12 protein-coding genes and 1 pseudogene are annotated in these 12,607 nt (G+C 59.4%); 5 read left to right on the forward strand and 8 right to left on the reverse strand.

The annotated features are described in order from the left end of the window. The first annotated feature begins 40 nt into the window (after positions 1-40). From C5L13_RS21090 to C5L13_RS21105, 4 genes are all read left to right on the forward strand, one after another. Positions 41-949, forward strand: coding sequence for a DMT family transporter (locus tag C5L13_RS21090; protein ID WP_105385220.1), 909 nt, complete (start codon positions 41-43; stop codon positions 947-949). A 16-nt stretch (positions 950-965) separates the two neighbouring features. After that, positions 966-2,111: an NAD(P)/FAD-dependent oxidoreductase gene (locus tag C5L13_RS21095; protein ID WP_158693501.1), complete on the forward strand. Its 1,146-nt coding sequence runs from the start codon at positions 966-968 to the stop codon at positions 2,109-2,111. A gap of 100 nt (positions 2,112-2,211) precedes the next feature. After that, the gene (locus C5L13_RS21100; RefSeq protein ID WP_105385221.1) at positions 2,212-3,453 is read left to right on the forward strand and encodes an MFS transporter; all 1,242 of its coding nucleotides are present in this window, start codon (positions 2,212-2,214) and stop codon (positions 3,451-3,453) included. A 4-nt stretch (positions 3,454-3,457) separates the two neighbouring features. Then, the gene (locus tag C5L13_RS21105) at positions 3,458-3,862 is read left to right on the forward strand and encodes an NUDIX hydrolase (protein WP_105385222.1); all 405 of its coding nucleotides are present in this window, start codon (positions 3,458-3,460) and stop codon (positions 3,860-3,862) included. A gap of 143 nt (positions 3,863-4,005) precedes the next feature. Here C5L13_RS21105 and C5L13_RS21110 read toward each other — a convergent pair. The 6 genes and pseudogenes from C5L13_RS21110 to C5L13_RS21135 form a co-directional block, all read right to left on the reverse strand. After that, a pseudogene (locus tag C5L13_RS21110) lies at positions 4,006-4,221 on the reverse strand (DinB family protein); the annotation flags it as partial. 228 nt (positions 4,222-4,449) lie between these two features. Next, the gene (locus C5L13_RS21115; RefSeq protein WP_105385223.1) at positions 4,450-5,196 is read right to left on the reverse strand and encodes an amino acid ABC transporter ATP-binding protein; all 747 of its coding nucleotides are present in this window, start codon (positions 5,194-5,196) and stop codon (positions 4,450-4,452) included. Beyond that, positions 5,193-6,290, reverse strand: a complete 1,098-nt coding sequence (locus C5L13_RS21120) for an amino acid ABC transporter permease (RefSeq protein ID WP_105385224.1) — start codon at positions 6,288-6,290, stop codon at positions 5,193-5,195. The genes C5L13_RS21115 and C5L13_RS21120 overlap by 4 nt, the downstream gene beginning before the upstream one ends. Then, on the reverse strand, positions 6,287-7,438 hold the full coding sequence (locus tag C5L13_RS21125) for an amino acid ABC transporter permease (RefSeq protein ID WP_105385225.1): 1,152 nt from the start codon (positions 7,436-7,438) through the stop codon (positions 6,287-6,289). Before C5L13_RS21125 ends, C5L13_RS21120 begins: the two co-directional genes overlap by 4 nt. Before the next feature lie 15 nt (positions 7,439-7,453). Beyond that, entirely contained in the window at positions 7,454-8,470 is a 1,017-nt protein-coding gene (locus C5L13_RS21130) for an amino acid ABC transporter substrate-binding protein (protein ID WP_105385226.1), read from the reverse strand. A 41-nt stretch (positions 8,471-8,511) separates the two neighbouring features. Next, a complete protein-coding gene (locus C5L13_RS21135) occupies positions 8,512-9,693 on the reverse strand; it encodes a trans-sulfuration enzyme family protein (protein ID WP_105385227.1) in 1,182 nt (393 codons plus the stop codon). A gap of 104 nt (positions 9,694-9,797) precedes the next feature. Here C5L13_RS21135 and C5L13_RS21140 point away from each other — a divergent pair, with 104 nt between their 5' ends. Then, complete coding sequence (locus C5L13_RS21140; protein WP_105385228.1) at positions 9,798-10,694, forward strand: LysR substrate-binding domain-containing protein; 897 nt, start codon at positions 9,798-9,800, stop codon at positions 10,692-10,694. Between the two features lie 153 nt (positions 10,695-10,847). Here the strand turns inward: C5L13_RS21140 and zigA are convergent, their stop codons facing one another. Both zigA and C5L13_RS21150 read right to left on the reverse strand, forming a co-directional pair. Next, complete coding sequence (gene zigA, locus C5L13_RS21145) at positions 10,848-12,050, reverse strand: zinc metallochaperone GTPase ZigA (RefSeq protein ID WP_105385229.1); 1,203 nt, start codon at positions 12,048-12,050, stop codon at positions 10,848-10,850. 76 nt (positions 12,051-12,126) lie between these two features. Next, positions 12,127-12,540, reverse strand: a complete 414-nt coding sequence (locus C5L13_RS21150; RefSeq protein WP_105385230.1) for a Fur family transcriptional regulator — start codon at positions 12,538-12,540, stop codon at positions 12,127-12,129. Positions 12,541-12,607: the final 67 nt, after the last annotated feature.

The raw sequence follows: 12,607 nt of genomic DNA on the forward strand, positions 1-12,607 counted from the left end.
CTTTGTCCCATGATAGTTTCCCGGAAACTGGAACAGAGTCATGCGGCTGACCTATCTGGTGTTCGCCCTGCTCGGCCTCTTCTGGGGCTCGAACTTCATCTACATGAAATGGGCGGCGGAGTTTATCACCCCGGCACAAATCACGCTGCTACGGGTGTTCTTCGGCTTTTTGCCGCTGGCCTTTGTCGCGTGGCGAAAGGGAGTAATCCATCTGGATCAGGTGCGACACATGCCGCATCTCTTCGTTATGGCTGTGCTGGCAACGGCGTTTTATTATTTCGCGATCGCGGAAGGCACGGCGCTGCTTCCCTCGGGCATTGCCGGCGTTCTCGGGGGCTCGATCTCCCTGTTCACAACAATTGCCACCCTGCTGTTCCTTCGCACTGAAAAGCCGAACGCATTGATGTTGATCGGCGTTCTTGTCGGCTTCGTGGGTATCGTACTGATCGCTAGACCATGGGAAGGATCAGATAGGACCATCGACACAACAGGGGTGTTCTGGATGCTGGCCGCCACTACGATCCTTGGTGTTTCCTACGTTTACGTCCGCCGCTTCCTATCACCGCACAACTTGTCGCCCCTCGCGCTCGCCACATGGCAAACAGGCCTCGCTCTGCTGGTGCTTCTGCTTGTCGTCGATCGAACGGGGACGGGCGACATTTTGCAAAACTGGCACGCTGCTGCTGGTGTTGCCATTGGTCTCGGCGTCCTCGGAACCGGCATGGCGTTCCTAATCTACTATTATCTGCTGCAAGAGCTGGGCGCCGTCGCGGCCTCGGGCGCTACCTACATCACGCCCAACGTCGCCCTACTGATCGGTTGGGCCACTGGCGAGCATGTCGGTATGCCGGAAATCGTCGCCATTATTCTCGTTCTTACCAGTATCGCCATGCTGCAGATCGGTCGGCAGAAAGCCGTCAACCAGATTGAACGGGCCGCAAGCATCTGAAAGGCAGGAGCTGAACGTGAACACAGGCACTGGAATAAAAATCGCGGTGGTCGGGCGGGGCCTGATCGGGTCGGCGGCTGCGCGTCATCTGTCTAAGATGGGTCACGCTGTGGCTCTGATTGGGCCTGATGAACCGGAAGACTTCTCGCGTCACACCGGCGTTTTTGGCAGCCATTATGACGAGGGCCGTATTACCCGAAGGTTTGATCCAGAACCGTTCTGGGTCCAGATGAATGGTGCTGCGATTTCCCGCTACGACGAGATTTCGGGAGAAAGTGGTGTCGAGTTCTATCGGGAAGCGGGCGTGCTGCATGTCGGAGACGCCGAAAACCCAAACGTGGCACTTGTGGAAAAAGTCACCGCCGAGAATGGCATTCTCTGCGAGGCTTACAGGGATGCGGAGCTGGCTGAGCGATTTCCGTTCCTGAAAACAACGGCGGCCATGCAGGGATATTTCGAGCCCCATGATGCGGGGTATATCAGCCCGCGTCGCTTGGTTCGGGCACAAACGATTGCAGCACAGCGCGCCGGCGCTCGCATCATCGCCGAACCTGCAATAGGGATTTCCGAAAGCCACTTCGGTGTAACGGTTCGAACGAATTCAACCAGTATCGGCGTCGATCATCTACTCGTTGCAGCAGGGGGGCACACGCAATCCCTACTAGGACAGTCATTGGGATTTAAGGTCTACGGCCGAACGGCAGCAATGTTTCGTCTCAGTATCACTGAGGCGCAGCGTCTGGCCGAGATGCCCTCGATGCGCTGTATCGGTCCAAAGGGCAACAATCCCTATATTCTACCGCCAATTTCCTATCCCGACGGCCAGTCTTGGTTAAAGCTGGGCGGCGATCCTGTCGATATCCCGCTCGAGAATGAGGCCGATATCAAGAACTGGTTCCGGTCAGGAGGATCGGTTCAAGTTGCTGATCTGCTTGAAACCCAGATCCTTGACCGTATTCATGACCTGGAATTTGAAGAGCGCCGCATGGTGCCCTGCATGACTACTTTTGGTGATACCGGCCTACCCTGCATCGGCCCGGTTTCAGAAAGGGTAACGGTTGCATTCTGCTGCTACGGCAAGAGTGCAAAATGTTCGGATGAATTGGGACGCCTAGGTGCTATGGCGCTGTTGGGCGAGGTTAGGGCAGAACTCACGCCGTGATAGGAATTTGTCGCGGAAATCCTAATTTTGCGGTGCCGCAAAAGTCGGGGTAACATATCGAGCAAATGTCGGGATTTTCGCGACAACTACGAGGAACGCTGTGTCGGATGTAATTTCGCTTGAAGAAGGCCGACGCGCGTTCGGAGCAAACAGCGAAGCTTATAATGATGCAAGGCCCGCGTATCCGCCGCGCGTCTACGATATTTTGCGCGATCAAGGGGCAGCCTCGCAAACGGCTAGAGTTTTCGAAATTGGAGCGGGGACAGGACAGGCTACCGCGCCGTTGCTCGCATTGGGGTGCACGATAACCGCTCTCGAACCGGACGAGCGGCTTGCCACGACGCTGGCTGATCGATTGAAGCACTACGGTTCGTTATTGACCATCATGCAATCCTCATTCGAGGACAGTTTGCTACCTTCTGCCGGTTTCGATCTCGGCGTCGCCGCCATGGCTTTTCACTGGCTCCAGCCGGATAGTGCGCTTGCCAAGGTGTTTCGGCTTTTGAGGCCGGGTGGTTGGTGGGCCATGTGGTGGACTGTCTTTGGCGATCCGGCTGACATGGACCCGTTCCAACGCCGAACTCAGGCGCTTTTCCAACCACTAAGCCGCAGCCCCTCCAATGCGGCCGGCTCCAATCGACCGTTCGCGCTCGACAAGGACGTGCGGATGGCCGAGTTGCATGCACAACAGTTCAGGGCCTATCCGGCATTGTTTCGCGTGCCGCGATTCTGGGCCTATGGATTGTGCATGTCGTTTTCTGTCGGCGCATTCTACGCCTTCCTCGCCGGGGCACCGCTCGCCGCAACATCGGCGTTCGACTTGGAGCCGGGAGTGCTTGGCTTCTTCATGGGCGTCACGACCCTCGGTTATATCTTCGGAAGTTTCCTATCCGGGCGATATGCCGGTCGCGTGCCGCTGACCACGATGATGATCGTGGGGCGCATCGTGGCGTGCGCTTGTCCTATCATCGGCCTGACCCTGTTTCTGGCGGGCTTCAGGAGCGCGCTCACCCTGTTCGGCCCCTGCATCCTGATTGGTATCGGGAACGGCCTGACCATGCCGAGCGCCAATGCCGGAATGCTCTCTGTGCGGCCGGATTTAGCCGGAAGCTCCGCCGGGCTGGCCGGAGCCATGACGATCGGTGGCGGCGCTGTCCTTTCTTCCGCCACCGGGGCGGTGCTGACGCAGAACAATGCGACTTATGGCCTGTTTACTATCATTCTTCTTTCCACGGCGACCGGGCTGCTGGCGGCCTCGCTCGCGGCTATGGCCGAGAAACGCGACCTCGCAACAGCGCCGGCAGCATCGTCGCCCACGGCCAGCCAAGCAGAGGGAGGATGAAGAAATGCCCCAATCGAATCCCGTCCTTGCGGCCAGCGCCGTCATTCGCGATGAAAGCAGCCGCATTCTGCTGGTTCAGCGTGCCAACCCGCCAGACATGGGGTGCTGGACGCTACCGGGTGGCCGCGTCGATCCCGGTGAAACCTTGGAACAAGCCGCCATCCGAGAAGTTTTCGAGGAAACCGGCCTGACGATCTCTATCGTTCGGGAATTGGGACAGCTTGACGTGCCGGATGGCAAAGGCGGCGTCTATGAGATTCACGATTTTTTGGCCGAGAAGATGAGCGGCGAGGCAGTCGCCGGGGACGATGCGGCGGCCATTGGCTGGTTTCGCAGCGATGAGCTTCCCGAGCTTTCATTGACACCCGCTCTGCTGCAATACCTGAGCCGATATGGCATCTATCCCTAATGTTGTACAACTCCTAACATTCGCGACAAAATTGGCGGCGCTGGAAACACAGCCTAATTTCTGTCGCAAAAATCAGGTGCAAAAGTCAGACTTTCGCGACTGAGTTCTGCGACAGTTTTCGCCTGGTAGACAAGCCGTTCGATCTATGCGGAAACGAGCGCGCTTTTGCCCTGTTGCCGTCGCACTGGTTCGACCTGGTGAAGATAGACAGCGAAGGTGTCCCAAGGCGGGGTGATGGAAAGTCGCCAGAGAACGCTGCCAACCTCGCACCGGTGATAGCCTCCATGCAAGGCAACATGGGTCAGCATTTCCTCGCGGGTCATATAGCCCTTGTCGCCATCGGTGAAGGTGAATGCGACTTTGCCGAGACAGCGTCTATTATTCTGGAATATGAAACTCTCGATGTGTTGGCCTGTCCGTGGATGTCGCCCGGACCCTTTCCATATTTTAGAGAATATTCTACAATATTTTCAGCAGTCGGTGGTAAACGCCCTGAAGTGTCGTCGATTCGAGTTTCGAAACCGTCCGTAGTGCGTTTCGGGGTCAAGTGCGCCTTGGAACCAGAGGGTCGTTTGGTGGCGATACCTCTAGTGCATGATATTCGCCAGAAACCGCCGTGTGCTGTCATGCGACGGAGCGTCGAAGAACGCGTTAGGCTCATTGACCTCGATGACCTCTCCCGCTTCCATGAACACGACACGGTCTGCCACCTTTCGTGCGAACCCCATTTCATGGGTGACGACAATCATGGTCATCCCTTCTTCGGCAAGCGTGACCATGGTGTCGAGAACCTCCTTCACCATCTCCGGATCGAGTGCCGAGGTGGGTTCGTCGAAGAGCATGATCTTCGGTGTCATGCAAAGGGCCCTCGCAATCGCCACGCGCTGCTGCTGCCCTCCGGACAACTGACCGGGATATTTGTCGGCCTGTTCAGGAATGCGAACTTTCCCGAGGAAATGCATGGCCATGTCCTCCGCTTCCCGTCGCTGTTTGCCGCGTGACAGGATCTGGGGCAGGGCACAGTTCTCCTTCACGGTCAGATGCGGAAAGAGATTGAAGTGCTGGAACACCATGCCGACCTCCCGCCGGATTGCATCCAGGTTCTTGACGCTGTCGCCGAGCGGGATGCCATTGACGGAGATACTGCCCCGCTGGTGCTCCTCCAGCCGGTTGATGCAGCGGATGAGTGTTGATTTCCCGGAGCCGGAGGGACCGCAGACGACGATGCGCTCACCCGTCGCGACGGTAAGGTCGATGCTCTTCAGGACGTGGAAGCTGCCATACCATTTGTCGAGAGCGGCCACTTCGATAGCGTTCAGGTCATGTGCGGTCATCTGTAGCTCCGGGATTGTACGCGGATTTCAAGCCAGCGGCTGTAGTTCGATATGCCGAAGCAGATCAGGAAGTAGATCAAGGCGACGAAAACGTAGCTCTCCACATAAGGAGCAGGCCATACCGGGTCGGTTGCCGCGACGCGGGCAGCGCTCAGCATGTCGAAGACGCCGACGATCAGGACGAGGCTGGTGTTCTTGACCATCACAATGGCCGTGTTGGTCAGCGGCGGAATGACTTTCTGGAGTGCCTGCGGCAGGACGATGTGCCACACGGCCTTCCAGCCGGGGATGCCAAGCGCCTTGGCGGCTTCTATCTGCCCGGCGGAGACGCCTTGAAGGCCGCCGCGGATCACCTCCGCAAGATAGGCGGCGGCAAACACCGTCAGCGCCGCCAGGGTGCGGCCGAGCTTGTCGATCGACCATCCTGCCGGCAGAAGCAGCGGCAACAGGATGGAGGCCACAAACAGCAGCCCCACCAGTGGCAGGCCGCGGACCAGCTCGATCGTCATCAGGGACAGCATGCGTGGGATCGGCAGCGACGAGCGTCTTCCAAGCGCCAGAAAGACGGCGAAGGGCAAGCCGAGGCCAAGCGACAGCAAGGCGAGTAGTAGCGTCACCGGCAGTCCACCCCAGCTTGAGGTCGGTACCGGCGTCAGTCCGAGGACGCCGCCCCACATCAGGGTGAGCATCACGGCGACGGAGGCGATCCAGGCGGCAATCAGTCTCTGACCCCAGAGCCTTGGGGAGAGAGAGACGAGGGCCATCGCAAGGATCAGGCCCATGACCAGAAGCGGCCGCCATTGCTCGTCCGGCGGATAGACACCGAAGATGATGAAGCGGAATTTCGCGGCGATGAAGGCCCAGCAGGCACCGCGGTCGCGGCAGGTGGAGGGGTCGTCGGTGGCCCATACAGCGTCCAGGACAGCCCAGTTCAGAGCCGGGATCATCAGGATCAAGAGGAAACCTGTGGTGACGGTGAGGACGGATGCCATGACGTCACCGAAGAAGAGCTGCAGGATCGGCTTTCGCGGAGGCCTTGGCGGAGCTGACGGCTCGATGTGGGCAACCGTTGGGGCCAGGTCGATCACGGTCATCGTGCCTCCACCAATGCGACATGCGCATTGTACCAGTTCATGAACAGCGAGACGGCAATGCTGATGGTCAGGAAGATGCCGAGCAGCAGCCCGATGCTCTCGATCGCCTGGCCGGTCTGGTTGATGACCGTGCCGACCACGAGGCCAAGCTCCGGGTAACCGACAGCGAGCGCAAGCGTGGTGTTTTTGACTGTCGATAAATACTGCGATGTCATCGGGGGAATGATTATGCGCAGTGCCTGCGGGATGATGATCTTTGTCAGCGTGTGACGTTCCGACAGCCCGATCGCGCGTCCGGCCTCCCACTGCCCGATCGACACTGCGTCGATGCCGCCGCGGATGATCTCTCCGATGAAGGCGGAGGTGTAGATTACCAGGCCGAGCATGAGGGCCGCAAATTCCGGAGACAGCCGCAGCCCGCCCGTGAAGTTGAAGCCGCGCATTTCGGGAAAGCTGACCACGGCATCAGGCTGGAGAAGCAGCGCCGCGCCGAGGGAAACAGCGGCCGTCAACCCAGACAGCGCCAGGACGGGATGGCGGTCATGCCATCGGCCGGTTCCGAACACATGGTGGCGCAGGCGCCAGGCGCCCCACGTCACGGCGATGACGAGGCAGATCACGACCCAGGCAGTGGCGTCCAGTTCCAGTGCGGGAATGTAGAAGCCTCTCAGCGACAGGAAGACGCCGGGCAGGGGGTTGTAGGCCTCGCGCGGCGCCGGCAGTGCGGTGGTGGCAAGCGCGTACCAGAACAGCAGGTGGACGATCAGCGGCATGTTGCGCATGGTCGTCACGAACACGCCGGCGACGCCAGACGTAAGCGGGTGCTTCGACCGCCGCGCCAGTCCGACGAGCAAGCCGAGCGCTGTCGATAGAAAGATGGCGAGAACAGAAATCGCCAGCGTGTTGCCGACGCCCGTCACATAGGCCCAGAGAAAAGTATCGGAGGGATTATAGGGCAGGACGCTTTCGGAGATCGGGAAATTGGCCTGGCGCCACAGGAAGTCGAAGCCCACCTTGATCCCGCGGGCATCGAGGTTCGTGACGGTGTTGTTCACAAGCCAGAGGAGGAGGGCGGCAAAGCCGCCCAGCAGAAGGATCTGCCCGCCCCAGCTTCTGAACCGTCTGTTGTCGAGAACAGCGGAGATCATGATCGACTCCAGACGTTATTGGAAGGCCATCGGGAACATCAGCCCACCATCGGAAAACAGCCTGTTGGGGCCGCGTTCGATCTTCAGCGAACTTCCGATACCAAGGTTGCGGTCGAACATCTCGCCGTAGTTGCCGAGCTGCTTGACGATATTGTAAGCAAACCTGTCGTCAAGCCCCAGGGCTTTGCCGTTGCCCGGCTCGACGCCGAGGAAGCGCTTCACCCGTGGGTCATCGGAGGTCATCATCTCGTCGATATTTGCCTGGGTGATGCCGTAGAGCTCCGCATTGAGCAGCGCCTGTATCGACCAGTTGACGATGTCCGTCCAGTTGTCGTCGCCGTGGCGCACGGCCGGCGTCAGGGCATCCATATACTTGGTTGCTGGGAAGATGAGGTAGTCGTCGGGATTGTCTGACTGCGTGGCACGAACGGAAGCAAGGGCCGCCGCATCGGTGATGAGGGCGTCGCAGCGGCCGGAGAAGAAGGCTTGCCGGGTGGCCGCGACGTTGTCAAACACGACGGGGTTTAGCTGGAGGTTTAGCTTGCTGGACACATCGTTGACGACAACCTCGGTGGTGGAGCCCGTCTGAACGCAGACGGACGCGCCTGTCATCTCTTCCACTTTGGTCACGCCGGACGACTTGGCGACCATAAAGCCCGTGAACTCATAATAGGTCGGCGTGGTGAAGTCGATACCGTTCGCGTCACGCTGCAGCGTCCATGTGAGGGTCCGCGGCAGGATGTCGATTTCGCCGGTCTGAAGCGCTGGAATGCGCTGCTGGCCGCTCAAGGGCACAAACTCGACCTTATCCTTGTCACCGAAGATGGCGACTGCGACGGCGCGGCAAGTTTCGACATCGAGGCCGGTCCAATAGCCCTTGTCGTCCGGCGATCCAAAGCCGACGGTTCCCTGACTTGCGCCGCAGATGATGCGACCTCTCTCCTTCACTTTGTCGAGCGTTGGTCCTGCGTGTGCCGCCGTGGCGGTCAGTGCGCCGGCGAGTGCCGCAATGCCGATTGTCCAGTTTTTCATGTCTTCGTTCCCTTCGTTATTTTATTTGGTTCGTGATGTGCTCAGGCAGTCTTCGCCACGGCGGGCGCTGTCGCGACCGCTTTCACGATCGGCTCGAGGTCTGCCCAGAGGTCGTCTTCATCCTCCAAGCCGACATTGATCCTCAGGATCGTGCCGGCATGGGCATGAGGGTCGGTCGCGCGGGTGATGGTCATGGGCGCAAGAAGGCTGTGGGTGCCGCCCCAGGAGGCGCCGATCGAAAAGGTCTGCGCCGCCGTCAAGAGGTCGGGGAGGGCAGCCTCGGCGTGAGGGGGAATGACCAGGCTGAACACGCCGCTTGCGCCAACAAAGTCCCGCTGGAAAAATGCATGGCCGGCGGCGCCGGGAAGGGCAGGATGCAAAACCAGTTCCGGCGGAACGCGGTCCGCAATTTTCCTGGCAAAATCCAGGGCGACCCGACCGGAATGGGCAAGGCGGACGCCCATGGTTTCCATCCCGCGGAGCGCGAGCGCGCAGTCGTCCGGCGAGACCCCCATGCCGATCATCCGCATGGTGTCCTTCAGCCTCTTGTGGAGCGCGATGTCCTTGACCGCGATTGATCCCATGAGAAGGTCGGAATGGCCGCCGACATATTTCGTCAGGGCCATCGACGAGAAGTCCATATCATGGGCAAGCGGCTTGAAATAGAGCGGCGTCGCCCAGGTGTTGTCGCAGCCGGTCAGGACGCTGCGGGATTTCGCCGCTGCGACGACGGCGGGAATGTCCTGGATTTCCATCGTCGTGGAACCGGGTGATTCCGTCCAGATGAGCTTGACGGTCTCGTCGATGAGGCTGGCGATGCCCGCGCCGATCATGGGATCGTAGATGCGGTGGGAGATGCCGCGCGGCTTCAGGTAGTTTTCACAAAAGCCGGCCACCGGTGGGTAGGCGCTGTCGGGAATGAGCACCGTATCGCCCGGCATCAGCACCGATAGAAAGACGACGGTGATGGCGGCCTGGCCAGATGGCACCAGTACCGTGCGCAGACCCTGCTCCAAAGCGGTGATCGACGCCTCGAGCGTGCGGGAGGTCGGTGTCCCGTGGAGGCCATAGGTATAACCGTCGGGGCCGCGCTTGGAGCGGTTGGCATAGGCTTCGGCGCTGTCGAAGACGATGGTCGATGCCCGGTAGGTCGGTATTGCAAGGCTCGCAAAACCTGCATGGGAAACTTCGGGCCGCTTTACGCAGAGCGTCTTGTCATGCATGGACTGTCCTCATTGGATAATTTTCCAACAGTCTAAGCGGGAGCGGGGTAGACAAACAATTGACCCTGGCGTCTAAGTCTATGCGTAAACCGTATGGGTGATGGATGAACTTCAGGCAGATCGAAGCATTTCGCGCCGTTATCATCAGTGGCACGGTCTCGCGCGCAGCCGAACTTATGGGCGTGACTCAGCCAAATGTCAGCCGATTGGTCGGCGAGTTGGAGGAAGGTGTTGGTTTCGCTCTGTTCGATCGCGTGAAAGGAAGGCTGATCCCCACCCCCGAAGGTCAGGCATTCTATCGCGACGTGGACGCCAGCTTCAAAGGCCTTGATTTGCTGCGTTCATCCGCGGCGCGCATTCGGGATTTCGGCTCAGGGCAGCTCCGCGTGGCAAGCCTGGCCGCTGCTGGCTCAACAATCGTGCCGCGTGCAGTGAAGCGGTTCAGAGAGACCTATCCCGCCGCTATCGTGACACTCAGCATCATGTCGTCTGCTGCTGTACGCAACCATATTGTCGATGGTGATTTCGATCTCGGTCTCGCGGCCGATGAGGTCGACTTGTCGGGGGTCGAACATCAGGTCTTCGGGAGCTTCCCGGCCCTGTGCGCTATCCCGCCCGGGCACCCTCTGACGGACCGGAAAGTTGTTCGGCCGGAGGACTTTCATGATGTGGATTACATAGCGTTGTCGCCGGAGGACCGGGCCCGGCTTCAGTTCGAGCGTCACTGCGCCGAAGTCGCGTCCAGGCCCAACCTTGTGATCGAAACGCCTTTCTCCCACACCGCTTGCGCCCTCTCGCTCGAAGGCATTGGTGTTGCTATCGTCAATCCACTCGCCATCGACGGATTTGCGCAGCGCGGCCTGATTTTTCGACCTTTCGAGCCGTCAGTCTATTTCAAAAGCTATCTCTTGTTTCGGCCTGATATGCAGAAGGCGAGCCTTGTCAGGGCATTCGTGGCTGCACTCATGGATGTGCGCAATACCCGCCACGGAGGTAAATAGGTCAACCTAGTTGTCTTCGCGAGGGGCCGAAGCCGAGCCCCCCGATCGTCTGTAACGGGCGTCTATTCGATTGAAGCGACGCGGGCTCTCGACCTTTCGAGCCTACTCCCCAACGATCATGCGGCCTCTGTCAATCGACAGGAGACGACCGGTTCATGCCGCCTTGAGATCCCAGCTCGAGAACGGGTCCGGAAGGTTGCGCCATAGGTCTGGCATAAATGTCGGGCTGTCGATCAGGCAGGCGTCCAGTTCGGCGCAGATCTTTGGCTGGTCCATCGGATCGGCGCCGATGAAGACGATTTCCTGCCGGCGGTCACCCCAAACCGGGTCGAGAAACGGTTTCATCATATTGAGGAAGCTCGGGTCCCGGGGCCACTGGTCCTTTGGAATGGAGGTCCACCAGAGGCCCATCTTGCCGGTTCGCACAAGCGCACCCGCCTGGCTGATCTCGCCGACATGATGCGGGCGGGTCGCGAGCCAGAAGAACCCCTTGGCACGCACGACGCCCGGCCAGGATTTGTCGATAAAGGCCTGGAACCTCATCGGGTCGAATGGTTTCTTGGCGCGGTAGACGAAGGAGCGGATGCCATATTCTTCCGTTTCAGGGATATGATCCTTGAAGCCGTGCAATTCCTTGTACCAGAGTGGATGCGTTTCGGCCTTGGTAAAGTCAAATCGGCCGGTGCCCAGAACCTCTTTCAGATCCACCTTGCCGAAATCGGCTTCGATGAGCCTGGCATCCGGGTTCAGCCCAACGATAATCTTGCGGGCGGCATCGCGCTGTTCTGATGTGGCTGTACTGACCTTGTTGAGGACGACCACATCGGCGAACTCGATCTGCTCGACCAGCAGATCGACCAGCGTCCGGCTGTCTTCTTCTCCCGCGGTTTCGCCGCGATCGGCCAGGAAGTCTTTGGAGCTATAGTCATTGAGCAGATTGGCACAGTCGACGACGGTCACCATCGTGTCGAGCCTGGAGACGTCCGCAAGGCTTTGGCCATTTTCGTCGCGGAAGTCGAAGGTAGCGGCGACAGGCAGGGGCTCGGCGATGCCGGTTGATTCAATCAGCAGGTAGTCGAAGCGATCCTGCTCGGCAAGAGCCCGCACTTCCTGGAGAAGGTCGTCGCGCAGCGTGCAACAGATACAGCCATTGGTCATCTCGACCAGTTGTTCCTGCGTGCGCGACAGGTTGGCGCCGCCGTCGCGTACCAATGCGGCGTCGATGTTGACCTCGCTCATGTCGTTGACGATCAGGGCAACGCGCATGCCGTCGCGATTCGTCAGGATGTGGTTGAGCAGTGTCGTCTTGCCGGCCCCGAGGAAGCCGGAGAGGACGGTGACAGGAAGCTTCTTCATGGATTATCCTATAAATGATATAACGTTACAAATTTTGGCCGCAAAATGTGGCGGCCTGCAGGTTAGCAGTTCAAGCTCAGTGGCAGTCTGCGCAGAGGCCGTGGACTTCGATTGTGGTGGAGCGGACCTTGAAACCACTACCCTTGGCGCGTCGTCCAAGCGCATCCTCGATCTTCCCATCGTGGAATTCGTTGACCTTCCCGCAGGCTTCGCAGATCTCGAATGCCGTGATCCGGGGATGGATCTGACCATGCTTTGAATGACAACAGACGACGAAAGCGTTCATGCTTTCCAACCGGTGGATGCGGCCCGCCTCCATCAGCTTGTCGAGGGCGCGATAGATCTGAAGTGGCGCCCTCAATCCGTCATCCCTCAGACGATCCAGGATGGTGTAGGCGCTGAGCGGCTGCTCGGACGATTGCAGCACCGAGAACACAAGGCTCTGGTTCCTCGTCAGCTTCAGATCGTCGGAATGGGCTGCCTGCAACATGCTGATCTCCGGGACGTGCCGTTTTGAGGTCAGCCCGGAACTGCTCTGCAGGTCCGGGCTGAGGTTC

The sequence above is a fragment of the Neorhizobium alkalisoli genome (assembly GCF_002968635.1).
GTDB lineage: Bacteria > Pseudomonadota > Alphaproteobacteria > Rhizobiales > Rhizobiaceae > Neorhizobium > Neorhizobium alkalisoli.